27 protein-coding genes, 1 tRNA gene and 1 pseudogene are annotated in these 26,315 nt (G+C 28.4%); 2 read left to right on the top strand and 27 right to left on the bottom strand.

Translation table 11 applies throughout. The features are described 5' to 3' along the window. Positions 1–286: 286 nt before the first annotated feature. Together B3603_RS06675 and B3603_RS06670 are read right to left on the bottom strand one after the other, a co-directional pair. The gene (locus B3603_RS06675) at positions 287–1,003 is read right to left on the bottom strand and encodes a sensor histidine kinase (protein WP_291562275.1); all 717 of its coding nucleotides are present in this window, start codon (positions 1,001–1,003) and stop codon (positions 287–289) included. Between the two features lie 218 nt (positions 1,004–1,221). Continuing rightward, positions 1,222–1,896: a response regulator transcription factor gene (locus B3603_RS06670; protein ID WP_291562272.1), complete on the bottom strand. Its 675-nt coding sequence runs from the start codon at positions 1,894–1,896 to the stop codon at positions 1,222–1,224. 149 nt (positions 1,897–2,045) lie between these two features. On the opposite strand from B3603_RS06670, the gene B3603_RS06665 reads away from it, so the two are divergent. Then, a complete protein-coding gene (locus B3603_RS06665) occupies positions 2,046–2,747 on the top strand; it encodes a 5'-methylthioadenosine/adenosylhomocysteine nucleosidase (RefSeq protein ID WP_291562269.1) in 702 nt (233 codons plus the stop codon). Between the two features lie 795 nt (positions 2,748–3,542). Here B3603_RS06665 and B3603_RS06660 read toward each other — a convergent pair. Next, a complete protein-coding gene (locus B3603_RS06660; RefSeq protein WP_039629872.1) occupies positions 3,543–3,707 on the bottom strand; it encodes an aspartyl-phosphate phosphatase Spo0E family protein in 165 nt (54 codons plus the stop codon). Positions 3,708–4,173: 466 nt separating this feature from the next. Between B3603_RS06660 and B3603_RS06655 the strand changes: the two genes are divergently transcribed. Continuing rightward, entirely contained in the window at positions 4,174–4,539 is a 366-nt protein-coding gene (locus B3603_RS06655; protein WP_291562263.1) for a YmaF family protein, read from the top strand. 171 nt (positions 4,540–4,710) lie between these two features. On the opposite strand, the gene B3603_RS06650 is transcribed toward B3603_RS06655, so the two are convergent. The 24 genes and pseudogenes from B3603_RS06650 to B3603_RS06535 all read right to left on the bottom strand — a co-directional run bounded on the left by B3603_RS06650 (position 4,711) and on the right by B3603_RS06535 (position 26,313). Then, the gene (locus tag B3603_RS06650; RefSeq protein ID WP_291562260.1) at positions 4,711–5,295 is read right to left on the bottom strand and encodes an ATP-dependent Clp protease proteolytic subunit; all 585 of its coding nucleotides are present in this window, start codon (positions 5,293–5,295) and stop codon (positions 4,711–4,713) included. A 408-nt stretch (positions 5,296–5,703) separates the two neighbouring features. After that, complete coding sequence (locus B3603_RS06645; protein ID WP_291562257.1) at positions 5,704–5,943, bottom strand: PepSY domain-containing protein; 240 nt, start codon at positions 5,941–5,943, stop codon at positions 5,704–5,706. Positions 5,944–6,652: 709 nt separating this feature from the next. After that, positions 6,653–7,180, bottom strand: a complete 528-nt coding sequence (locus B3603_RS06640; protein ID WP_291562254.1) for a flavodoxin domain-containing protein — start codon at positions 7,178–7,180, stop codon at positions 6,653–6,655. 312 nt (positions 7,181–7,492) lie between these two features. Then, positions 7,493–8,365, bottom strand: a complete 873-nt coding sequence (locus B3603_RS06635) for an aminoglycoside 6-adenylyltransferase (RefSeq protein WP_291562251.1) — start codon at positions 8,363–8,365, stop codon at positions 7,493–7,495. 199 nt (positions 8,366–8,564) lie between these two features. Next, positions 8,565–9,382 (bottom strand): annotated as a pseudogene (locus tag B3603_RS06630) (alpha/beta fold hydrolase). A gap of 314 nt (positions 9,383–9,696) precedes the next feature. Next, complete coding sequence (locus B3603_RS06625) at positions 9,697–10,143, bottom strand: GNAT family N-acetyltransferase (protein ID WP_291562248.1); 447 nt, start codon at positions 10,141–10,143, stop codon at positions 9,697–9,699. Positions 10,144–10,820: 677 nt separating this feature from the next. Further along, positions 10,821–11,600, bottom strand: coding sequence for a GNAT family N-acetyltransferase (locus tag B3603_RS06620; RefSeq protein WP_291562245.1), 780 nt, complete (start codon positions 11,598–11,600; stop codon positions 10,821–10,823). Positions 11,601–12,460: 860 nt separating this feature from the next. After that, a complete protein-coding gene (locus tag B3603_RS06615; RefSeq protein WP_414632367.1) occupies positions 12,461–12,757 on the bottom strand; it encodes a GNAT family N-acetyltransferase in 297 nt (98 codons plus the stop codon). Beyond that, complete coding sequence (locus B3603_RS06610; RefSeq protein ID WP_291562239.1) at positions 12,754–12,888, bottom strand: hypothetical protein; 135 nt, start codon at positions 12,886–12,888, stop codon at positions 12,754–12,756. Before B3603_RS06610 ends, B3603_RS06615 begins: the two co-directional genes overlap by 4 nt. A gap of 604 nt (positions 12,889–13,492) precedes the next feature. Continuing rightward, positions 13,493–13,567: transfer RNA gene (locus B3603_RS06605), tRNA-Glu, on the bottom strand. Positions 13,568–13,897: 330 nt separating this feature from the next. Next, positions 13,898–15,352: a catalase gene (locus tag B3603_RS06600; RefSeq protein WP_291562236.1), complete on the bottom strand. Its 1,455-nt coding sequence runs from the start codon at positions 15,350–15,352 to the stop codon at positions 13,898–13,900. Between the two features lie 100 nt (positions 15,353–15,452). Further along, a complete protein-coding gene (locus B3603_RS06595; RefSeq protein ID WP_291562233.1) occupies positions 15,453–16,025 on the bottom strand; it encodes a GDSL-type esterase/lipase family protein in 573 nt (190 codons plus the stop codon). 257 nt (positions 16,026–16,282) lie between these two features. Then, entirely contained in the window at positions 16,283–17,068 is a 786-nt protein-coding gene (locus B3603_RS06590) for a sirohydrochlorin cobaltochelatase (protein WP_291562230.1), read from the bottom strand. A gap of 103 nt (positions 17,069–17,171) precedes the next feature. Next, positions 17,172–17,675: an ECF transporter S component gene (locus B3603_RS06585; RefSeq protein WP_291562228.1), complete on the bottom strand. Its 504-nt coding sequence runs from the start codon at positions 17,673–17,675 to the stop codon at positions 17,172–17,174. A gap of 125 nt (positions 17,676–17,800) precedes the next feature. After that, the gene (locus B3603_RS06580; RefSeq protein ID WP_291562225.1) at positions 17,801–18,571 is read right to left on the bottom strand and encodes a cobalt-precorrin-6A reductase; all 771 of its coding nucleotides are present in this window, start codon (positions 18,569–18,571) and stop codon (positions 17,801–17,803) included. A gap of 12 nt (positions 18,572–18,583) precedes the next feature. Further along, on the bottom strand, positions 18,584–19,300 hold the full coding sequence (gene cobJ / locus B3603_RS06575) for a precorrin-3B C(17)-methyltransferase (RefSeq protein WP_291562222.1): 717 nt from the start codon (positions 19,298–19,300) through the stop codon (positions 18,584–18,586). Between the two features lie 16 nt (positions 19,301–19,316). After that, positions 19,317–20,333, bottom strand: a complete 1,017-nt coding sequence (gene cbiG, locus B3603_RS06570) for a cobalt-precorrin 5A hydrolase (RefSeq protein WP_291562219.1) — start codon at positions 20,331–20,333, stop codon at positions 19,317–19,319. Continuing rightward, entirely contained in the window at positions 20,293–21,069 is a 777-nt protein-coding gene (gene cobM / locus B3603_RS06565; protein ID WP_291562217.1) for a precorrin-4 C(11)-methyltransferase, read from the bottom strand. Before cobM ends, cbiG begins: the two co-directional genes overlap by 41 nt. A gap of 16 nt (positions 21,070–21,085) precedes the next feature. Next, entirely contained in the window at positions 21,086–21,769 is a 684-nt protein-coding gene (locus B3603_RS06560; protein WP_291562213.1) for a cobalt-factor II C(20)-methyltransferase, read from the bottom strand. 27 nt (positions 21,770–21,796) lie between these two features. Next, the gene (gene cbiT, locus B3603_RS06555; protein ID WP_291562210.1) at positions 21,797–22,363 is read right to left on the bottom strand and encodes a precorrin-6Y C5,15-methyltransferase (decarboxylating) subunit CbiT; all 567 of its coding nucleotides are present in this window, start codon (positions 22,361–22,363) and stop codon (positions 21,797–21,799) included. Positions 22,364–22,377: 14 nt separating this feature from the next. Further along, entirely contained in the window at positions 22,378–22,980 is a 603-nt protein-coding gene (gene cbiE, locus B3603_RS06550; RefSeq protein ID WP_291562206.1) for a precorrin-6y C5,15-methyltransferase (decarboxylating) subunit CbiE, read from the bottom strand. Positions 22,981–22,982: 2 nt separating this feature from the next. Next, positions 22,983–24,080, bottom strand: coding sequence for a cobalt-precorrin-5B (C(1))-methyltransferase CbiD (gene cbiD / locus B3603_RS06545; protein ID WP_291562202.1), 1,098 nt, complete (start codon positions 24,078–24,080; stop codon positions 22,983–22,985). Between the two features lie 22 nt (positions 24,081–24,102). Then, positions 24,103–24,729: a precorrin-8X methylmutase gene (locus B3603_RS06540; RefSeq protein WP_291562199.1), complete on the bottom strand. Its 627-nt coding sequence runs from the start codon at positions 24,727–24,729 to the stop codon at positions 24,103–24,105. Positions 24,730–24,981: 252 nt separating this feature from the next. Further along, complete coding sequence (locus tag B3603_RS06535; protein ID WP_291562196.1) at positions 24,982–26,313, bottom strand: cobyrinate a,c-diamide synthase; 1,332 nt, start codon at positions 26,311–26,313, stop codon at positions 24,982–24,984. Positions 26,314–26,315: the final 2 nt, after the last annotated feature.

The following is a 26,315-nucleotide window of genomic DNA, read 5'->3' as shown; positions in this document are numbered from 1 at the left end:
TTTATAAGAGAAGTTTTGAAGTGATTTTTTTGAAGTAACACAATCACTTTCATTGAAAAGTCCATTTGAAGAAATTAATTTATAAAAATTGATTTCAATAATAATTCTACATTTTGCATAGTTTATCTATTCTGTACTTTAAGTTTAATCTAACAGAAAAACATTTTCCCTCTCTTTAGATTACTTTATAGCACTTAAAGTTACATTTTTGTAATATTAAAATAATCTGATATTTTATAAAAACTTATGATGAATTCAGTAAATTCATTTTCTTTTGATACTACTTTCATTTTATGACCTGTTTATCTGCCATCTTCTTAGAAAAATATAATCCCATACCTGTAGATTTGTAGGTTTTTGCTCTTCCATTAGTACCTGTATATCCTTTATTGAAAACCCTCTCTATATCTTCTTGTAATATTCCTATACCATTATCTCTAATATGAAGGTTAATGATTTTTTCATCTTCATTACTATAAATCTCAACTTTTCCATTTTCCCTAGAATATTTAATAGCATTATTAATTATTTGATCTAGTATATAAAGAATCCATTTCTTATCTGTAAGAACATTGTAATCTAAATTATTAAGTTCTAAATCAATTTTATTAGTTATAAAAGAATACGAATTCTTTTTAACCCCTTCTCGTACAATCTTTTCTAAAGAAAGTTCCTGTATTAACAAATCTTCTGAATAGCTATTTGCTCTAGTACTATATAATACTTGATTTACTAAAAAATTAATTCTATCCATTTGATTTTTTATATTTCTTGAAGCCTCTATATCTTCTAATCTATCTGTTATAAGATTACAAACAGAAATAGGAATTTTTATTTCATGAATCCATTTTGAAATATATTCATTAATTTCATCTATGTTTTCCTTTAAACTTTTAATTTCATCATATTTTATTCTATCCTTTAAAATTAGAATATCTCTTATAATTTCATCTTGAGTTGATTCTCCCTTTATATCTAAACACCCTATATCACTAGATTCCATTACTAGCTTTTTAAATTCTTTATATCTTGTATTCCATTTTTTATAGGAAATAAATATGTAAATGAGAAATATTGAAATTACTAAAAAATTTATATATAAAATATCTATTAAAACCTTATTTACACTTGTATTACTATATATAAATAAATTTAAAGTTATAAGTATTACTATTTGGCAATAGATAAAAAGTTTATTTTCTTTTAAGTATTTATAGATATTCATTCTATTATATATCCTAAGCCTTTCTTAGTTTTTATAAATTCCTCAATACCTATTTCCCTAATCTTTGTTCTAAGCCTATTGATATTTACAGTTAGAGCATTGTCATTTATAAATTCATCATTCTCCCAAAGACTCATCATAAGCTTATCTCTTGATATTATTTTTCTTTGATTTTTCATTAATACAACTAATATTTTAAGCTCATTTTTGGTAAGCTCTAGTTTTTCATCTTTATATATTAAAATTCCTTTCTCTATATCTAACATAACATTCTTATAACTTATAAAATGTCCCTTCTCATCTCCATAGGAATAGACCCTTCTTAAAAAAGCATTTAATTTTGCTATCAAAATATCTATTTGAAAGGGCTTAGTTATATAATCATCTCCCCCATTGTTAATTGCCATAATTATATCCATATTAGAATCCCTAGAAGAAAGAAAAATCATTGGGACTTTAGATATTTCTCTAATTTTTTTACACCAATAAAATCCATCAAAATAAGGTAAATTTATATCCATAATAACTAAATGAGGATTAATCGATATAAATTCTTCAATTATATTTTCAAAATCCTTTAAAACCTCAACATTAAACTGCCATTTACTAAGAGCTAACTTTATCTCTTTAGATAAATTGCAATCATCTTCAATTAAAAGAATGTTATACATATCCTTTCCCCCCTATATACTTAAAATCTTCATTTTATTTAGTTTAATATATTAATTTTAACATTTTATATATCTAAAATTATGATATACTCATATATAAAATATATCATAACTGTTAATTATTATGTAATGTTAAGGGGGGATGATCTTTGCAAACTATAGGTATAATTGGAGCAATGGATTTAGAAATTGAACTTATCAAAAATAGCATAACCATATTAAAGGAAGAAATTTATGCTGGTTTTAAATTTTATATTGGAGTTTTTAAAGATGTAAATTTGGTGTTAACTTCTTGCAGTATTGGGAAAGTTAATGCAGCAGCTTGTACTCAAATACTAATTGATAGATTTGGAGTTACTACTATAATTAACACTGGTATAGCAGGAAGCTTAAATAATGAAGTAAAAATATGTGATATAGTAATCTCCAACAATCTTACTTATCATGATGTTCGTAAGGAGCAGATGAAAGGATGGTTTCCTTTCGTTGAGCATTTTGAAACAAGCAACTTATTAGTAGAAATTGCTATACAAGCTTATAAAAATATGAAGATAAAAGAATTCAATTATCATGTTGGAAGAATTGTAACTGGTGAAGCTTTTATATCAGATAATGAGTTAAAAAGTAAAATTATAAAAAATTATTCTCCTCATTGCGTTGAAATGGAAGGTTCTGCAATTGGACATGTAGCCTATATTAATAAAATTCCTTTTATTGTGATTAGAAGTATTTCTGATAATGCTGATTGTGATGCACATATTAGCTATGATAATTTTGAGAAAATATCAGCTAATAACTCCAGTAATTTAGTATTAAATATGCTCAAAATAATCAATGATAGAATTGATTGAAAATTATATTAAATATTTAAAATTCTATAGGTTTTCAATATGAATATTAAACATTCATATTGAAAACCTATTTTTATAGAATTAACTCGCTATAAATTAAATTATAAAAGATAAGCCATACAAATAAATTCACCCTTAGTTAATTTTATCCTCAATTCGTATTCTTAACTATTAATTCTCAATTTTCAAAGAGTTAAACTATTTTTATAGAAAATTTATCTTTCAGATTATATTCTAAGCTTTCACGTTGTATCCATACAGATAAACTACGTTAAAAATTAATGTGTAGCTAAATATAACTACACCCTTAAGTATTTCAATTCACAATTAAAGTTGAAATTATTTTTAATTAAAACTAATTTCTTTAATAGATTTTTTACTACCAATACAATTGCTAGCTTTTTCACCTCTGGGTAATAGTAGGGAAGCCCTTTAAGGTTCCCCTGAGGTGCAGTATAGTTTGGAACAACATTAATAAATTTAGCTAATACTATGGAGATACTACAGTTGCTAGTTTTTCATAGGAAGTTACTTCGTAACTTTAAAAATAATCAATTTTAAATTTCTCAGCTTCTACTAAGAAATACCCACAATTATGAATTTTGCATTGCGAATTATGAATTCAACAGTTCTAATTATAATACTAAAAAGTACAATTATTTTCACATATATATTAATTTTAGAACCGGTCATCTATACACATTGTCCTAATCTAATTGAATAAGGTACTTGATTAAGAATATTATCTTAATCAAGTACCTTACCTAATTTCTAGTAATTGAGCAATGTATAGATCTACTCACTCATCAAAAGTCTATTGTACTGGTTTAGTAGTTTGTCTAATTCTTGGCTAATTTCTACTAATTCACTGTTGGTCAATGTCTCACTTTGGTTCATTAACAAATGCATTAAGTTTCTCAGTTCTTCAATCTTTTGTATTATTTCCTGTTTTTCTGACATAATATCCCTCCTTTCATTATGTAAACTATATTAAATGAAAAAATGGATATTATGTTGTTATAAATTTAATAAAAATATATTTTATAAACTAGCTTTCAAATATATAAAAAAAGATAGGCTTAAAGCCTATCAAAGGAAAATGTATTATTTATAGAATCTTTTATGTGCTCTCCATACACTTTTTTTACAACTTTCTAAACATTCACATAGTATCAAAATTTTATTTTGTGAATATTTATATATATAAGAAAGTGTGTTCGTTAGATGAACTCTTAAGGTATAAATATTATTACTATAACAATGTATATTAGTAATCCTTAAACTCTTAGAAAGTGCTAAATTAGCTTAACAATTGAAAGATAGACATCTATGGATTTGCTTTCTTTGCCACATCTCTCACACCTTTCTAAATAATTTAACAATGTGAAAATTTTATTTACTAAACAGCATATAAGGAGGTACCGTCATGTCAGATGAAGGCTTAAGATTTAAAAGTTGTAATTGTAATGAAAATACTGATGATTGTCAAACTCACGTTCATGAATTCTTAGGAAGCACTCAATTAGCTGAACAAGGAGAAGATAGGCATAATCATAGATTTGCTGGTGTTACAAGCCAAGTTATTCCTATGGGTAACTCTCATGTTCACGCTATCTTAGTGAATACTGACTTTTTCTTAAATCACCATCATGAAATAGGTGTAATTACAGGACTAGCTATTGATGTTGGTAATGGTAAACATGTTCACTTAGTAAGAGGTGTTACTACAGTAGATGATGGTCATAATCATCCATTTATTTTCACAACGCTTATTGAAAGTCCTTTGACTTAATAATAAAATGAGGGAGGCTTTTGCCTCCCTTTTAAATTTGAATACTGTTTATGGAGAATTTAAGATATTTATGAGTATGCTTATACTCATAAATACTAATAAAGGCAAAAACAACAAGCCTTATTTATAAGACTTGTTGTTTTATATTATATAGATTAATATACTAATAAATTATAGATTCGTTAGCTCATCGTATTTTGAAATAACTTGATTTACTATTCCATAATCAACTGCTTCATAAGAATTTAACCAATAATTTCTATCTGTGTCTTTCTCTACTTTTTCTAATGATTGACCAGTAGCTTCACTGATTATGCTATTAATCCTCTTACGTACTCTCAATATCTCTTCTGCTTCAATACCAATATCTGTAGCTTGACCACTGAAACCTCCTAATGGTTGATGTATCAGATATCTTGTATTTGCTAAAGAATAACGATCTTGTTTTTCAGCTGCAAGATAAATTGTGATAGCAGCACTTGCAACCCAACCAGTACCAATTACAATAACACGTGGTTTAATAAACTTAATCATATCGTGAATTGTATCACCAGCTTCAACATGACCACCTTGGCTGTTGATAAATAATTTTATTGGTTCATCTCCCATTTCTTGTAGGATTAAAAGTTGTGTAGTTACCTTTTCTGCTAAAGCTTGATTAATCTCTCCAGAAATTACAATTGATCTAGATTGCAATAGTTTTTCTAGCACTAAACTTGGAGTTTCTTTTTCTTTTTTTTGCTCTTCATTATTCATAATATCATTCTCCTATCAATTAATATATTTAAATCTAATGATAATAATATAGTTATCATCAGCTACTTTTAACTTAATTAATTATAACATAATAAGCCAAAAATTGTTAATTACAAGTTTAAAATATTAACTTAATTATTTACTTTTCTTTATATGATTAAATATATTGTAGGAGAATTGATGAATATATAGCTATTTGAAATTATGGAAATTAAATTATCAATATTTGAAAAATATTAGGTTCTACGCTTTTTTAGTGTAGGAAAATAAAAGAGGATTACTAGATATAAATACTAATAATCCTCTTTATTTTAATTTCTACTTTAATTGAATCATCATGTATCTTTAAATATTGACCATCTTGTATAGTTACATATTTTTCTATCAATTGCTTAAGACCTTTTTACTTTACTCAGACTTCTCACTGATTCCAAGTACCTTTCCTGTCCTAGTATCTACTTTTACTTCATACATTCCAATAGGAGTTCTTATACTAACTTTATAAATTAATATATCGTTCTCAGTGCCTAATCCAACTTCTACTAATTCATAAGGAATATATTCTAAAGCAATTTGGATAGCTTCTTCAGGACTAATTCGATAAGTTCCCCGATAATTATCCCATAATTTATAGTAAAAACCACCCATTATATTAATCTCTTCCTTTTTAGTAATTATATGATTATTGTATTCAAACCCTTAAATATTGGTACTTCTTAACAATATATAATACCAAACTACTTCTGTCTAACATTTCCATTTACTATTTTAAACTATCCCTTGTACTCTACCCCTTAAACCTTTCTAGAATCATAGCATCTAAGCCAGGTATTGTTTTATTGATTAATATAATTATGTAGTACCCTACAATAATAACCTATAGTTAAATATAATTTATGTTTACATTGGTATCTTCTAAGCCATAATAATTTTTTCTTTTTTAGTTAGCTTCATACCTCTCACCTACTTTTTAACTCTATACATAAAAATAACACCTAGATTATTCTAAGTGCTATAAAAAAGTGAATTAAAAAGCACCTAATTTCCTAGATACCTTTAATTATTTACTTACTTCATAAGTAGCTGTTAAATCATTATTTTCTAATTTAGTTGTTATTGTTATTCATCCTTATTTTATACTGTTACATTCCCATTTTTTTACTCTATACTTATCCTTTAATTATTTTATCTTATTCACTTTGTATTTTTTCTTCTTTGCCTCATAAAATATTTGTATTACGGCATAAAAAATATCGCAAATTCATCTCTGAATAATGCGATATTTTAATCTTGTATTTATTTTTACTTGTACATACTATTCTAAAAAAAACGCACAAAATGTTAACCAGATCAATTATTATAGAGATTTCACATATTTCAGCAATGGCTCAATCTGCTCGCGGCTCGAATAATCATAAGAATTTTGGATTGCCTCTTCAGTTCCTCGTTCTATGTCAGACTTGCTTTTTGACATTTTTAATATAAATTTAAATATGTTCATCAGCATTTTATCTGCACCTTTCATTTTTTCATAGTTTATACCACTTTGAAAATAGAAAAATGGTATACTTTCATTTTCTGGAATATTATTTTTCCTGAATTTCTCTATTTCTTCAGGAATAGGTGCTGTTCCCCCTGTTGCAAAGATAATAACTTGTTTATTTTTAAATGCAGAAAGGTTGTCTTTAATAAATTTTATACCATTTATTTTACTGGCGTGCATACCACCGCCAAAAATAATGATATCATACTGGTTTAATTTCAAAGAGTTAGCCTCACTTAATGATATTGCGGTACAACCCAAAGTATCACTAATCCACTCTGAATATTTTCGTGTAAATCCTGTATTAGATTTGTAAATAACAACAACTTTTTTATCGCTCATAATGTCACTCTCCTATCCTAAGAAAATATAAATTATCTTCGTTAAAATTCAAGTTTACCTTTACCTTGTTTACCTATTATAAGAAAATTATAACATATTACCCTAATATTTCATTATAAACTTTCAAAGAACATTTCTATTAATTAATTCATCCTATAATCAAATCACCACATAAAAATACCGTAAAATTCAAGTTTGAATAATACGGTATTTTAATTAATTTTATTTTTATATTTATCTTCGTAATATCCCAAGATTATTAATTATCTAAGTTTTGTACAAACAAAACTTAGATTTACCCTTAAATATTAACTAATATATTTCCTTTGCATCTTTTGGCAATAAGTAAACATCCTTTAAAAACTTTAAACTATTATTCGCTTCAATTTCGTTATATATAATGCTCATGTTATATGATACTTCATTGGCAATATCATTAAATAAGTCACACATAATAAAAACTGATTTCCAGATATCTTTTATATTTCCAGAAGGATATGTTTTCAAAAATGTATTCCACTCTTTGTTTTCCAACCACCTATACATATACTTTCCTGATTTTCCAACACTAACGGTAAAATTTGTTTTGAATCCTATTTTCCATTCTAATAAACATATTAATTGAGGACGAACACAATAATTTATCATATCCATTACATATGGTATTTCTTCTCGCCATAATCCCTTTGCAACATTATTTAAGCTCCACCAATATTCATTACAGGTATCAAAAAATTGGCACTCTGTTGGTTTCTTTACCCAATAATCTTCATCAGTTTCTTTTGGCATCTTAGGTAAACATTTATCTTTATCAAGTAATATTCTACAAAGCCTGTCCTCTTTAATTTCTTTTAACACATATGATAATGTAGACACATGCAAGTCCAGACGATTTCCATCAGTAAATTGAATAAGCCATCCATAACAATTCTCTATATCATTTGGATAGTAAGAACTTTCTTCAGGATACTGCATATATAATCGTTCACCAAATTGGTCAATCCAATTTTTCTGATCACGAAATGATTTTGTTTCCTCAACAACATATACGATATCATAGTCCTGAAAAATATCTTTTATAGCATTTGGATTTGTTCTGGATCCGTTCATAATAACTGCACGAATCCTTTTATCATTCTTTGCAATATCTAATATTAAATTAAACATTTCTTGTTCTGTACGCATTTTAACCTCCAAAAAGATAAATATTTTTAATCCCAGCATATAACTAATTATAATAGTATTATAATTTGCTTATTAAAATTAATATAAAGTCATAAAATACTTTAAAATAAGGCATAAAAATATCATAAATTCAACTTTGAATAATACAGTCTTTTAAATAGCTATTTGATTTTTATATTTATTGCGTTAAATAAGAATATTATGTTCTATTAACTCTTATAATCCATTCATTAATTAGGGAATTGAATAGCTCTTCTTTTTCTATCTGTAAATTATGTCCTGCTTCATCCAGTACAGCAAAAATTGCTCTCGGAAAATTCTCTAAGATATTCCATGCATCCTTATATCCTACACAGGAATCTTGTTTACCTAACAGTATAAGAGCAGGTTTATCAAATTTTTTATTTATCTTATCTACATCAAATGAGAATTCATAGCCATTTTCTTTAAGACTTTCTAAAAATCTAATATCTGCTATTTTAGCACCAGATATCATTTCTTTTTTATATCTTTCGTAGATTGTGTTACTTTGAATCACTGACATAGAACTAAATTCCTTAGCAGCTTCTAGTGTCAGTTTAGACAATAACATATTATCTTTCACTAACACAACATGTTCGGGAACATTTCGTTTTTTATTATCTGCTATTATAAGCGGACAAATTAACAAAACACCCTCTACCTTATCTGCCATTTTGTAGATTATTCCTCTTGATATATAGCCACCATATGACTCATCTACAAGTAAAAAATTTTCATTTGGAATGATCTTTTTAATAAAATCAATTATAATTTCAAGCATAATATCAGAACTAGTAATCCACCCTGCACTCTCTGATTTGCCCATGCCTGGTAAGTCAATATATATCCTTTTATAACTATCTTTAGTGCTAAATATAGGTTCATACATCCAGTCATTAGTCTGTGATCTAGAGAATAACCATGCAGCATAACAATTGGTTTCCCATCTCCTATTATTTCATAATTTATAGATATATTTTGTATCTTGCACTCCATTCTTTTTCCTCCATTTTATATAGTGCATATTTTTTACATCTTCAAACCAGTCATAGGTTAATTTTAACATAAATTCAATAGAATTGTATTTATATTTGTATAACATGGTACAATATGATTATTCATAAATGCTGTGTTATTCAATTTTCAAAGAACATTATTTTTATATCTAATATCTATGTATTTGTTATATTCTTTAATCAAATTACAACATAAAAAATACCGTATATTCACGTTGAATAATGCGGTATTTTAGTAAATTATTCGTTTTTTCAGTTATGACTCTAAATAAGAAAATTATTAGTTAAATATATTTACTTTAATTTCATATGAAGTATAGGAAACGGATTTCCTTGTGCATCAAGTTCTGACCTTTTAAATATATCAAATCCTATATGTTTATAGAATCCTACACCTTGTATATTCTGCTCATTTACATCTACATATTTTATATTTAAACTATTTATTGCGTATTCTATAAGCCTTTTTCCTATGCCCTTACCTCTACATTCATCACTTACAAATAACATTTCAATCTTACCATCATGCACACCCATAAATGCTTGTATAGTACCTTCATTATCTCTTATACACACAAGTTTGCTAACATAATAAGCGCCTTCTTTAACTTGGGGTTTTATTGATATTATATCTTCTTCATTTAAAAAAGTATGTGTTGCTCTTACCGATGATTCCCAGACATCTAATATATTATCCATATCTTCCTCATCAATATTATTTAAAATTTCTATATCAATCATATTATATATCCTCCTTAAACTGTCTTAGGGAATTCTTAATTAAGTCAATAAAATTTAATGGATGTTAATGCAAATATATTAATTCACAACATCTTACCATTTTGCCTTAACTAATGGTGATTATATCATATTTATATGATCTTATATAGTCATTTCTAACACCGCATTATCCAATTTTTAAAGAGCATTTTTTGTATCTTAAATTTCAGCAGTTACTTAATAAAATAATCAATTTGCAAACTAACTCGTTCCTGTTCTTTTAGGACAATATTGAGGACTTGTTCTTAACTCACTTGAAAAAATCTCCAAATATTTTCCTTTGTTAAACTTACAAATATGTTTATTTTTTAGTTATGAAGTCTTAATACTTCCACTGCTCTCTACCATTACAGAAGTATATTTATAATGCTCACATTCCTTTCATTTTAGCACTTTTGTACTCATATTTTACCTATAATCTTCTATTTCTTAAAAGGCGATAACCACGCTGGTCAAGTATCCTTCATAATATATTTGTATTACGACGCAAAAATACTGCAAATCCCCTTATGAATACTGCGGTATCTTAATATATTATTTTATATTTACTTTTTAAGTTCATTACAAATTGGAATTTATCTAGGTCGTTCAATACTTAGATTACAAACTATACTATATTTATAATCAATCAGATATCTTTAACTAATTGAATATACATAATATTCCTTATCAAAATGATACCCTAATTTCTCAGCAAGTGCCACAGACTCTACATTGGAGGCATCCCACTTAGGATATATATTTTTATCTAAACACTCCAATATAACCTTTGACGCACAGGCTAATGCTAGTCCCCTTTTTCTATATTTTCTTTTGGTTCCAATGGTGATGTCAATAATACCATTACAATAACTGTATGAAGATGCTCCTGAAATTATTTCATCTTCATGAATAATTATATATCCAATTCCATTGTCCTCAAAATCATCTAGGGATGAGAAATTTGAGCAACAATCTGCCATAAAATCATCTTCTAATACCTTGTTATAATTAGTTGCATCTATTTTCTCAATCTGAAATTCTTGTTCAATATTCTTAATAAACCTCTTAAGTTTTTCTCCGTCAAAAACATCTGTTTCTTTTTTTATTGCATATCTAATACTTTTCTTATGATTAGTTGCAAAATGCTTTTCTATAAATATATCCCAATACTTATCATAATTAACAATCAGTTTACCCTTATATTGTTCAAGAATATGCTTTATATAACTTTCTTCTTCTTTCTTCTCATTGATACCTAGTAAAAAACAAAAGTCTGCAACTAAAACTATTGCAGTTGATGGATTTTCTTTATTATCTACCCAAGCTACTCCCTCCATCTTTCCTTCAACTAAAGCCCGTAGTTCAACATCTCTATCTCTGCATTCCTTGATTAGCGGAATAATAGAAGTCATTTCTTGTTTTGTTAATTCTATCATAAAATCTCCTTCTCAATTTGCTTTTAAATTAGTTAACATTTATTTAAACTAATTAGTTCGTAAAATAAAATATTCACTCTTCACTCTAAATAATTAACTAATTCATAAATTCCTATTTATCTATATATCTTATACAAATAATTTTTACTTCGCATTTTATTTGTCCCTCCTACCATCACATTTGTTACTCGTGCACAACATCTTACTATTACAAATTAATTATAACATATATTGTAAATACCGTATTATTTAATTTTCAAAGAACATATTTTCATTTTAATTCGCCTTTTAATCAAATCACGACATAAAAAATACCGCAAATTCACTTATAAATACTGCGGTATTTTAATATATTATTTTATACTTATTTTTTAAATTGAAATTTGTCTAGCTTAGAGTTATACTCATAATCTCACCGAAAAACTGGGAATTAACCTCTTTTACTAATTTCATCTGTTATTAATGATTTNNAGTGCTTCTATCAATTCTTCTTTTGTATATTTGTCCATAGCATTTCACCTCAAATTCATAATTTATCTAGCTTGTATTATAATACAATTATTCTTAACCGAAAATAGCTCACTGACAAATTCTTATTTATCTATATGTCTTATAAAAATAATTTTTACTTAAAATTATTTTACTATTGCAAATCAATTATAACATATTTTATAAATACCACATTATTCAATTTTCAAAGAACATATTTCAATTTTAATTCGTCTTATATTTGAATTACGATGTAAAAACACTGTAAAACTCAAATTTGAATAATACAGTGTTTTAGTAAATGGTTCGTCTTCTCAGTTGTTACGTTAAATAAGAATGTTGTGTCATAATCGTGATATTACATGTTGCTATTATAATCTCTTGGATAAATGATAAAGCTTGTGCTCTTTGGGGCAATCTTCTAATACGCCGAAAATTTCATATCCATTTTTCAAATAAAAATCTTTCGCCTGGAAGTCATATGTACTCAGATATACAATATGGCAACCCATATTTCTCGCCTCAGTTTCCACAAGGCTCAATAATTGTTTCGCAACTCCCTGGTTACGAAATTCTTTTTTTACCCATAATGTGTCAATACTGAGAATGTGCCATAATGCTAAACATGCCAAGATTCCGCCAATAATCTCTCCGTTTTCATCTTTTATGCATCTATTAATACTGATAAATGGTTTTCCTGTGAAAGCGGCTTTAATTGAAGATTAAATTCCAGCAACATATTTCCGATATACTCAGCTTCTTCCTCCATTGGAATTGTTATTTCATATCCAAAATCCATTTTCCTCACACCTCACAAAATATAAATAATCTTTACTACATATAAAATTACTATTTTAATTTAACTAATGGTAATTATATCATATTGGCTCAGCTTTATATGCTTACTTTTGTAATAAAAGTAAAAGACCTTTACCTTTTAACACTGTATTATTCAGTTTTTAAAGAACATTGTTCGTATTTTCAATTTAAATAGTTACATCGCCTTTTATTCAATTTACGTCATTACATAAAATAATAATATCTAAAAAATAATATTGTATAACTTTATAAATAATATAAATTGTCTATAATTTCTCAAATTTAATAGTTAATTTCCTTTGTAGCATGTTTTTCATCTATTCTATTATTTATGATGTCGTAGGGGTGAACAATGTTCGCCAGTTTTCTTTTTTATCTCTTGTATCATCGGCTTGAATCATCATAGTTATATCAATGCTCTTAAGTATTTTTTATTGAAATCTTAAGTTGATATTTAGCGAACACTGTTCGCCGCTACAAAGATATTTCTCCTTCTAAACATGTATAGTTATATAAAATACCATAACTTAGGAAAATAAAAAAATAAGATGGTTAACATTTCTGTTAACCATCTTATTTCAATATGGTGACTCCTAGGGGAATCGAACCCCTGATACCACCGTGAGAGGGTGGTGTCTTAACCGCTTGACCAAGGAGCCATATATATTTTAAAATTATTTTATAAGTGATATTATAATCTCTACAGTCCATATATTACTCGCAAATAATCAATATGTAAATATATTATTATATTTTTCTATAGATGATACTACAACTATAGAAAAGTGGCCATTTTAATTTATCTTTAAGTTTAAGTGGCCACTTTATTTAAACAGTATCTGATATTTCACATTCTACACTTTATAAATATTAATATTTTTTATAAAAATTATAAAAGAAATTAAGTCAACCTTAATTATGCATTTTATCTTGCAAATTAAATACACCACAATACCAACTAGCAATTTTTAAATATAACTTATCTATAATTATTTAATTTTAAGACCTCTTCTTACTCTCTCTCCATATTCTCTATCTGCTTTAGTAAAATACTCTATAACTTTTAATTGAATTTTTTCCTCTACACTCCATAAATCATTTACCAAATTATCTATTAAATGATCTTTTTCTTCTTTATCATAGGAACGATATTTTTCTCCTGCTTGCTGGAAATCGTTTGTTAGCTTTATTTTTTTCTTTTCAATATTACCACATATATATTGTGGCTTTGATGGTGATGATGGCGCTTCTCTAGGTTCTCCGCAATTTAACGTATTTGGTTCATAGTTAACTTTTCCACAATTTGCGAAGTATCTCATATCTCCATCTTGTTGATCATTTATAACTGGCACTTGAGGTCTATTTATTGGTAATTGAGCAAAATTAGCACCTATTCTATGACGTTGAGTATCAGAATATGAAAATAATCTTCCTTGCAAAAGTTTATCTGCAGAAACTTCAATACCATCTATTAAATTTGCAGGACAAAAAGCTACTTGCTCAACTTCAGCAAAAAAGTTTTTAGGTGCTGTAGTTAAGGTAAGTTTTCCTACTTTTATAAGTGGAAATGCCTTTTCAGGCCAAGTTTTTGTAGCATCTAAAGGGTCAAATTCTTGTTTAAATTCATCTTCAATATCCATAATTTGTACAAATAGTTCATAATCAACGGTTTTTCCTCTATTAAGAGTATCATATAAATCTCTTGTTGCCACATCTGGATCTAATCCTGCCAATATTTCAGATTCCTGTCTTGTTATAGTTTTAATTCCTAATGTAGGCTTCCAATGATATTTTACATAAGTCCTTTTTCCTTTTTCATTTAACCATATATAAGTATTTACGCCGAAGCCTTCCATGGTCCTATAGCTTTTAATTGTTCCTCTATCTGAGAAAATCCATGTAATCATATGGGTAGCTTCTGGTGTATTAGATATAAAGTCCCAAAACCTATTTGGATCTGGTATATTAGTGTCTGGTGAAGGTTTAAAAGCATGAATCATATCTGGAAATTTCATGGCATCTCTTATAAAAAATATTGGTAAGTTGTTTCCTACTAAATCATAGTTCCCCTGTTCTGTATAAAATTTTACAGCAAATCCTCTTGGATCACGTAAGGTATCTGCAGAACCTTTTGAACCTATAACTGTAGAAAAACGGACAAACACCGGTATTTGTTTATTTATCTCATTAAGAAATTTAGCCCTTGTATATCTTCCCATAGAATTACAAAGTGTAAAGTAACCATGAGCTCCGGCTCCTTTAGCATGTACCACCCTCTCTGGAATTCTCTCTCTATCAAAACTAGCTAACTTTTCAATTAACTCCACATCTTGAAGTAAAACAGGTCCTCTCTCTCCAACAGTTAATGAGCTTTGGTTATTGGTTATACCCACACCTTGATTTGTAGTTAGATATTCACTATTTTTCAAGTTCCTATCACTCATAAATTCCTCCAATAAATTCCATTAATATCATAACTATATTATATTAATAGATATGGAAAAGTATTATACCTTTTTTAAAATAGTGGTTTATTAATAAAACTTATACTTTAATTACATTAGCCACTACTTCAAATAGCAATTTATTTCCCTCTTCACTAAGGTGAATTCCATCAGTATACAAATGCCTATTGTCTTCTTTTTTATCAAAAACATCATTTAAATTTACAAAAGAAATATCTTCATTAGAGCAAAACTTACTAAGGATATCTCCAAACTGCTCTACTAAAGAGTTTACCTTAGTGTAGTCACAACAACTATCCCAACAATTTAAAGCTAAGTCCTCTATTGCTTTTGGTGGTGATAAAACTATTGGTATAATATTATTTTCTATTGCTTCTTTCACCATTATATTTATATTTTTAAGAGAATTCTCTGAATTTCGATTAGCTAAAAAATCATTGGTTCCACCTAAAATAATAACAACATCTGGATTATTATAGACTACATCCTCCGTAAATCTATTAACCATACCAATGGTTGTATCTCCATTTACTCCTGCATTTATCACATTAACATTCTCTAACCTCTTCTTTAATAATTCAACCCAGCTACTTTTGCTATTAACTCCATATCCATATGTAAGACTATCTCCTATGCACACTATTGAATTCATATTATTTAAATCCCTCCCTTAATTTTCAATTTCCATTGGTAAAGGTAAGTAACTATTTCTAAAAGCTCTTAAATTTTATCTTTACTTTATAACAATATTTATATTTTTATTCCTTTGAAATAAAATTAATTATATTTTATAACTTATTCCGTAAATTATAATTTTCTCCTTGTAAATTTAAATAATTAAATATTAAATAAAGAATTATATAAATATAAAGACTCAATAACTTTATTTTAATTATTGAGTCTTTTATACTATTTCATTATATCTTCTAAATGGCTAACATATATATTTTGGAATTTATTATTTTCCCCTAATCCTTTAAGGTAAGTGTCTATTTTAAAGCCTTCACCTTCTAATATGGATTTCCATGAATCTTCTTCATCAGATGCCATATCGTTTTGAGCATGGTCTCCAGCTACTAACATAAATGGCATTAAAGTTATTTCCTCTATATTTTTTGCCTTTAACTCTGGAATTATATGCTCTATTTCTGGATATCCTTCTACTGTTGCCATGTAGATATTTTCCAAATCCATTTTACGAGCAACGTATTCAAATTGGAAATAACATGAGTTTGCATGATGTTCAGTTCCATGTCCCATTAACACTACTGCTGAATTTTTATTTAATTCCGGAAGCTGAGCTTTTAAAGCTTCAACAGCCTCAAAATAATCTTCATTTTTATAAAGTAATGGTCTTCCAAGTTCTATTTTTTCAAAGACCTTTTCTTCTCTATATTGATCTATGGAAGATTTAATCTTATTATATTCTTCTCCATATATTATATGTAGTGGTTGAACATAAACCTCATTAAATCCTTCCTCACGCATCTTTAAAAGTGCTTCTCCTACTGTGTCTACGTGAAGATTATCTCTACTTTTAAGCTTCTTTATTATCATATTAGAAGTAAAAGCTCTTCTAATTTCAAACTCCTTAAAATTATTCCTTATAAAATTCTCTGTAGCTTCTATACAACTTTTAAGTGGATGTTCATAGCTTGTTCCAAAGCTTACAACTAATATGCCCTTTTTACTCATATGTTCATTCTCCTTAAAATTATATTTTAAAAATCTATTATTATAAACTCCTAGCAAACTGAGAATTAACTACAGCCCTTGACTATATACATATCCCAAATTACTAATTAGTTTTATAATTCTCTGGTATAAATTTATTTACAATAAGTGCGATTATAATATTAAATGCAGCCACCATTGTTAAAACAGGTATCATACCTATCAAAACTTCATTTGGCATAAATGCCATAAATTTATTCAATATTAATAACATAAAAACGGATATAGGTCCATTAATTAAAGCTCCTACTATAGCAGAAGATATATTTGATATTAGTTCTCCTTTTTTTCTTAAAACCTTATAAGTTATTCCAAAGAAATACATAGTTAATGCCATATCTATACATATAACTAAGTGAACTGGTAATGACATTGGAAATCCACTGATAGTTGAAGTTATAAGATGACCTATTGCACCAACCACTGCTCCTGCTAAAGGCCCTAATATAATTGCTGATAAAAATCCTGGCATTGAATCAAATGCAACTGTTTGAAAAACTTTAATATTAGCTCCAATTGCACTTAATGCTATAAAAAGCCCTATTAAAACTATTTTTTTTACCTTCATAAATACCTCCATTGTTAATATACAATTCATAGTTTCCAATGCACAATTATAAACTTCTTCCTGCATTTTTATAAACAATTAGAGATAATTGTGCATTGTTCCAACTACCCTAGAAAAGAATTTTCTTAAATAAAGTTCTTTTCAATTAAATAATTTAATAATTCTTTATCATCACTAAAAGCTATTGGATAATTTATTTTCTTTCTACCTATAACAATTCCATAGATATTGCTTTCTATTATAGCTTCTAATTTTTCTAAAGTACCTCCTACTATGCCACTATCTTTAAGCAACATAGCTTTAACATCAAATTCATTTATAAAGCACAAATTAAGTTCTTTAGAAAAAGGTCCCTTCATCGCAATAATATCTTCTACCTTAACTCCTAGCTCTTCACATTCTGAAAGTACCTTTAAGGTAGGTAATACTCTATGAATTATTCTATTATTTAAATTTAAATCTAATATTTTATTGATATTTCTACTTCCTGTAGTGTTTAATATAGTTCCATCTATATTTTTTAACACTTTGTCTAATTCCTCATAGCTTTCCACTTCCATTATATTAGGTGAATTTGTATATTTATCTACAATAGAGGCTCTTTCATATCTAATATAATTAATGTTTAAACTGTTACAAATTTCTAAAGCATTATAAGTTATTTCTACTGCGTAAGGATGAGATGCATCTATTAATAATTTTACACCATTGACCTTTAGCATTTCCTTAAGTTCATCTTTCGTTAGCGGCTTATCATTTAAAATTTTGTACTTATAATTCTCTAACAGACTTCCACCATATGAACTAGCAACAGACAGTAATAAATCATCGGTATATTTGTTTAAATTTTCTACTATAACTTTTCCTTCGCTTGTTCCTAAAATTAATGCTATCACAATTGTCGCTCCTTATAATTTATATCCTCTTGGAGTTATAAATTTATTATCTTTCATAAAGCTATTACTATTTCCTATGATTACTATAGAGAACATATCCACTTTACTATCATCAAAGTTTTCTAATGTATATAGATGAACTTCTTGTCCTTCTCTTAATGCATGCTTAACTACTGCTACTGGCACATTTCCATTTCTAAATTCCTTTACAGTTTCAATAGCTTCTCTTAAGTAATGAGGTCTTCCATTACTTTTGGGATTATAAAGAGATATTATAAAATCTCCTTCCGCTGCAAGACGAATTCTTTTCTTTATTAGTTCATATGGTGTTAATAAATCACTTAAACTAATGTTACAATTGTCATGCATTAATGGTGCACCAACTACAGAAGCTGCGGCACTTGAAGCTGTAACTCCTGGTACTATTTCAACCTCTTCACCTTCTGCCATTTGAAGTATAAGACCAGCCATTCCATATATTCCAGCATCTCCTGTACTTACAACTGCTACATCTTTATCCTTAGATAACTCTAGTGCTTTTCTACATCTTTCTTCTTCTCCACGCATTCCAGTAGAAAATACTTCTTTATTTTCTATAAGAGGCTTAATCATTTCAAGATATTTAGTATATCCAACTACTATATCACAATTTTCTATTACTTCTTTTGCTCTCACTGTCATATGGTCAAGTCCACCTGGTCCAATTCCAACTACGTATAATTTACCCATATTATTTCCTCCTACTTTATAACACTCCAATACTAAGTGTCATTCCATTTAATTTCATTTTGTTTTTTATGATTTTTCCTCCACTAAGCTCTACAGAAGGCTCACATACAGAGCCTATTCCTAGTGTTTTTCGTACAAAATCACTACCTTGATACTTATGTTCAATCTTCTTAATTTCTTCAATTGTGAATATCTCTAATTCACAGTTTAGTTTATCTTTAAGGGATAAAATTGCTTTTTCCTTTGCTTTAATTTCTACAGTAACAATTTTTTTAACACTTCGAAAATCAATATTGTTTTCTCTTAATGCCTGCATTACATTCTGCTCCATAGAATTTATATCATAATCTTTTCTACAGCCAATACCAAGTACAATGTCCCTTCTTATAAGCTTTAAAGTTTTATGAGTAATATTCTCAACTTCTAACTTATGAGTTACATATACTACTCCATCAGCTTGATTTTCCTCTTCAACATATCCTTTTGGTATGTTTATTAAAGATTTTCCATCTATAAAAGCAACTTTTTTTCCTTCTACTAAAAGTGCTGCTATATCTTTAGCATCTTTCAGATTGTCAATAATTAAATTATTGTTTTTCGCCACCATATCCGGAGCTTCTATTTTTAATCCATCAGTAGCAGTAGTAATTATAGGAATACATTTAAGTATACAGCTTACTTCCTCTGTAAGAGTATTGGCTCCACCTAAGTGCCCACTTAAAAGGCTTATAGCATATTTTACTGAATTATCTACCACTACCACTGCTGGGTCCTTGTCTTTACTTTTAATAAAAGGTGCAATTCCTCTTACTGCAATTCCTGTGGAACTGATAAATATAATTCCTTGAAAATTCTCCATAGCTTCACTACATATTTTATTTAAAGTTAAAGTCTTAACCTCATCCTTAGTGTATATATGGCAACTATATTTATGATAGACTTCAAGGTTTTCTTTTAAAGATTGTGATATTCTATCTCCACTATTAGTAACACTAATTATTGCTATTTTCATCTTTTGCCTTTCTATACTCATGAGTGAAGCCTGCATCATATAATAAGCTTTTTTCATATTCACTATCTATGAAATCTCCTACTAATATTTGTGCAGTTTTTGTTATATTAGCTTCTTTAACTTTTTCTGCAATATCGTCTAATGTTCCAATAACATATTTCTCATCACCCCAAGTAGCTCTTTGTATTACAGCTACAGGTACATTTCTTCCATAACCACGTCTTAACTTTTCAGTCACTTTATCGATCATACCCACAGATAGAAATAGCGCCATTGATGCACCTATACTAGCAAGTCTCTCTAAGTCTTCCTTTTCAGGAACTGGTGTTCTACCTTCCATTCTAGTAAGTATTACTGTTTGAGAAACACTTGGTAGAGTAAATTCTTTCTTTATGCTTGCTGCTGCTGCAGTAAAGGAACTAACTCCTGGAATTACTTTATAACCTATGTTTAGTTTATCAAGCTCATCCATTTGCTCTTTAATTGCTCCATAAATAGCAGGATCTCCAGTATGAAGTCTAACAATTTTTTTATCTTCACTATGGGCTCTTTTTATCACTGCAATAACTTCATCTAAGGTCATTGAAGCTGAATTATGTATTTCTACATCCTTTTTACAATATTCAAAATGTGCAGGACTAACTAGTGAACCAGCAAAAATTATTACATCTGCTTCTTCTAATACTTTTCTTCCCTTTACTGTTATTAAATCTGGGTCTCCTGGACCAGCACCTATAAAATAAACTATATTTTCCATATTTATTTCCTCCATACTATATCTCGCTATTTCTATGAGCAATTATTAATGACATATAATCTTTTTCATTTAAAATTTCTTCTCTAGTAGACAGTACTTTTTCACCTTCTCTATATGCTCTTTGAACACATACATAGTCAAAGCCTCTTTCATCTAAGAAATCTAATACTTTTTCTTCTTGGTTGTAGAATTTCATAATAACCACATATTTTTCATCTTTTATAGAATCAATTCTACTTCCTGGAACTATTAATAATGGTTCATCTCCTATTACCAATATTCTATCTGCAATACTTGCACTGGCACAGAAAGAAGTTATCCCTGGAACAGTTTCAGTTTTATAATTTTGTTCTTTTATGTGTTTTAATAAATATATATACGTACTATAAACAAAGGCATCTCCTATAGTTAAAAATGCAACATCCTTACCATCTTTTAAATATTCTTCTATAGTTTTAAATGCATCATAAACCTTTTCTTCTTTATCTGGTTTTCCCATTGGAAAATGACTAATAATCACTTCTTGGTTATCCTTTATAAAGTTTTTTGCTGTTTCATATGCGATACTAACTCCGCCAGCTTTTGCACTTGGTGCTATAATAACATCACAATTCTCTATTACTCTTACAGCCTTTAAAGTAAGTAGTTCTTCTCCTCCTGGTCCAACTCCAACGCCATATAAAGTTCCTTGTTTCTTCATATACTTAAATCCTCCGTTAATTTCAAATTAGCTAATCTTTTCGCCACAAATTATGAATATAGGGTTATTTGCCATGAGCATGCAACTATTTCCTCTTCCTCTTGCTACTGCTATTTGGCTTACCTCAACTTTATATCCATTTTCTTTTAAAGCTTCCATTGCCTTGTATAAATTACTTATAGTAATAAAATTCAACACCATTTTTCCCTGTGGTTTAAGCATTTTTCCATATTCATAGATTATCTTATCTATATTTCCACCGCTGCCACCGATAAAAATTCCATCAAATTCTCCCTTTATGTTATTTATTGCCTCATAGGCTTCACTTTCCACTAAAGTTACATTATTTGCTTCAAATTTTTCTATATTCTTTTTAATAACTTCTATTGCTTCTTCGTCCATTTCTACTGCAACAACTTCACCACTATTACAAATTTTACTCATTTGTATAGTAACAGAGCCTGTGCCTGCACCTATATCAAGAACTCTTGAATTCTTCTCTAGTTCTAATTTAGATAGGCTTAAAATTCTTACCTCTTCTTTAGTCATTGGACAATTTCCACGAATAAATTCTTCATCTTTAATAAATTTCATCTACTTCAACTCCATTACTTTAGCTTTATGTACATAACTGCTAGCTTTCCAAAGTTATATTTCATAAGTTCTTTTGGACTTCCAAAGGATATTACTTCATCTTCATAGGAAAGATTTTCCCCAACATAAACTTCACAATTTATGTTGTTTTCATAAAGAATTCTACAAAGCTCACTTGGTGAATTCTTATTATCTGTCAAAAATATTACCTGTGAGTATTTAGAAATATTTCCTAAAAAGTCTTCTTCTCTTCCATGCATACTTCCCAAATGAACATTATGCCATGACTGATTCAACTTGCTCATAAAGTATTGAAAAGAACTTATTCCTGGGATCACTTTTATTTCACTATCATAATTTTTCTTTATATATTCGGTAATACCATAAAAGCCAGGATCTCCAGAAGCTATTATAGATATGTTTTTATCTTTATTTTCACTAATATAATCTACAATTGATACTATACTTTTAAATTCAAGTTTAGGAGTTTTTATATGGTCTATGCTTTTAATAGCTCTTCCAAATCCTACTACTATATCAGAGTTTTCCATAGTTTTATCCGCTATAGGAAGAATATAATCTTTATGTCCAGGTCCAAGCCCTATAATATAAACCATAATTATCTCTCCTTTTCTTCTAAGGAATTATAAAGTATTCCTCTCTTCATAGAATACATAATTGCATCTACTTCTAACTGGTCATAGCTATAAATTTTAATTCTATTTATAACCTTTTGACCTATATTTTCATAAAGTTTTTCAAAGCCATCACCTAAAAGCTCTACAGCACCTTCTGTGGTTTTTTCATTATAAATCTTTTTAACTAGTTCTAAGTCATAACCCATAAGTGCTAACTCTAATGCCAGTGTTTCAAGCCTTACATCACAAACTCTACTGTGAGTATTAAAAACTCCGCTAGCCACCTTGCAAAGCTTACCTATATGGCCCACTATTGTAATTTTCTTTATTCCTTTAGAAATTACAGAATCTAAGGCTATGCCTACATAATTAGAAATAATGACCATGTCTTTTTCATTAAGTTTAAGTTTATTTGCCATATCTTCGCCCATATTTCCAAATAACAATATGAGTTCTTTGCTTCCACTTGCTACCTTTTGGCTTATCTCTAATTTTACTGATTCAGTTAAAGCTTCTTCTGACATGGGCATTACTATACCAGTAGTCCCCAGTATAGAAATCCCGCCTAATATGTTTAATCTAGGATTAAAGGTTTTTTTAGCAATTTCCTCACCTCGAGGAACAAATATAGTAATCTCTACTCCAAAATCTTTAGGAAGCACTTCAGTTACTTCCTTCTCAATCATTTTTCTTGGTATAGGATTTATAGCTGGCTCTCCTTTTTTAATATAAAGTCCTTCTCCACAAACTACTCCTACACCCTTACCACCTTTTAACGAGTATCCACTAGCTTTTTTAGTGGCACGAGCAAATATTTTTATTCCATTGGTAGCATCGATATCATCTCCGCCATCCTTTATTATTGCACACTCCACATAATCTTCTCCAAAGGTAATATCGTGAACCTCTAAATTTAATTCTATTCCCTTAGGAGTATCTATTTTAACTTTATCTATTGGTGTTTTCTCTTTATCATAAAGCATCATTGTTGCTGCTTTAGAAGCTGCTGCTGCACAGGAACCAGTGGTATATCCACACCTCAATCTTTTTCCATTTGCTTCTACATATAAATCTAGCATATTTACACCTTCACTCTTAGTACTATCTTTCAACCATCATGTACATAATAGCATTCATAATTGCTGCTACCACTGTACTTCCACCTTTTCTTCCCCTAATCGTTATTGTTGGAATATTGTATTTTTCTAGTAGTTCTTTACTTTCTTTAGCTCCTACAAATCCTACAGGAGCACCTATAACAAATTTAGGTTTTGCTTTACCTTCTTCTACTAATTCTAATAATTTAAAAATTGCTGTAGGTGCATTTCCAAATACAAAGAATTCTACTCCTTCTTCAACAGCTTTTTCAACCCCAGCCATAGAACGAGTTATTTTCTTTTCCTTAGCAATAGCTCTTACATCTTCTCTTGCTACATAACACTCTACATTGCAATTAAGTTTTTTTAATGCTGGCTTACTCATTCCTGAAAGTGCCATATTAGTATCTGTGTATATAGTCACACCCTTAGATAATATGTCCTTAGCCTTTTCAATAGCATCTTCACTAAAATGAATTATGTTTTGATAATCAAAATCTGCAGTAGTATGTATTACTCTTTTAACTATTTGCAACTGTTTTTCATCAAAATTATGAGGTCCCATTTCCTCTCCAATTATTTCAAAGCTTCTAATCTCTATTCCCATTGGATCTTTTATATATTCTTTCATTCTACTTCATTCCTTTTCAAAGATTTTTTAGGCATATAAAGGAAAATAACAAGTCAAAAATGGTGGTATATTTGAATCATCTAGAATATAGATTCCCATGATAACATGGCTGTCATGATATTCTGACAAAGCACTATTATTAAAATAGTATAATATATTTACTTATTATTTTTTATAAATGCCTTAACTTTAACAAACTTTATATTGCTCCCCTAAGATGATTAACTTAATCTTAGTTTTTAAGGAATAATTTTATTTCAATAACTCTTTTAAAAAGTTTATATTGCCAAAAAAATGAATGTGTCCATAGGCGCCTAAAGTATTATTTTTTACATACCCACAACTCCAGTTTTTAATAGAACCATCATAACTGTTCTTTGTGAGGTTGTATATATAATTTTCATCTAATTCTACCTTTGATTTATGAAATTCATGTGCATTGATTGACAAGTCTTTTAAAAGTGGACTTTTTTCATCTATATTAATAGCGCAATATCCAAAATTTTGAAGTCTTGTAGTCATAATACTTTTTCCTTTAAAGAAGCCAACAGTATTAAATTCTTTACAATCTAAAGTGCTTATTGACTCTGTTAAATACATAAGTCCTCCACACTCTGCATAGCATTTTAATCCATTATCTAATTCACTTTTTATAGATTTAAGCATTGATGTATTACTAGTAAGTTTTTTAATAAAAACTTCTGGATACCCTCCTCCTAAGTATAAAAAGTCTATATTATCAGGTAATTTTTCATCATGTAATGGGCTAAAATATACAATTTCTCCTGCCTCTTTAAGAAGCTCTAGGTTTTCTGTGTAATAAAAACTGAAAGCTTCGTCTTTAGCAACTGCTATTTTTAAATTTTTATTTTCTATATGAAAATCATCTTCATATTTCTTTACTTCACTAAAAGTAGAAATTAATTCATCCATGTTTACATTGGATAAAATATGTTCGCTGCATTTGTTAATTTTATATTCTATATCTTCTACTTCACTACATTGAATAAGTCCTAAATGTCTTGACTTTAATGATATTTCCTCATCTTTAGGTATGTAACCATAGACTTTAATATTACAATGAGTTTCTATTATGAGCTTTAAAAGATTGTAATAGCTAGAAGATATATTGTTTAATATAATTCCCTTTACATTAGGCTTTTTTACCCATTCATCACAATAATCTAACAACCCTTGAATTTCAGCTGCTAAAGTTGCACTTGCTGCTTTAGGACTTAGTATAAGAATTATGGGAAGCTCTAGAGTTTTTGCTACATGTGCTGTAGAAAACCTACTATCTATTCCTTTTCCATCAAAGAGCCCCATTACACCTTCTATTACAGCCATATCTCCATAACCTCTTGAAAATGCAGCCTTTACGCCTTCTTCTCCCATTAAAAATAAATCTAAATTTCTAGATGGCTTCTTAGTTATAGTGGAATGGAAAGCTGGATCTATATAGTCTGGTCCTACTTTATAGCCTTGCACATCAAAACCAAGTTTCATTAACGCTTTCATTATTCCAAGTGTAATGGTGGTTTTTCCTCCACCACTACAATTAGAAGATATAACTATACCTTTCATCT

Source organism: Clostridium sp. UBA2485 (genome assembly GCF_002341865.1).
In the GTDB taxonomy this organism is placed as follows: domain Bacteria; phylum Bacillota; class Clostridia; order Clostridiales; family Clostridiaceae; genus Clostridium_J.
Note: the sequence above shows the minus strand (reverse complement) of the source record. Positions and strands in the feature narration are given on the sequence as shown.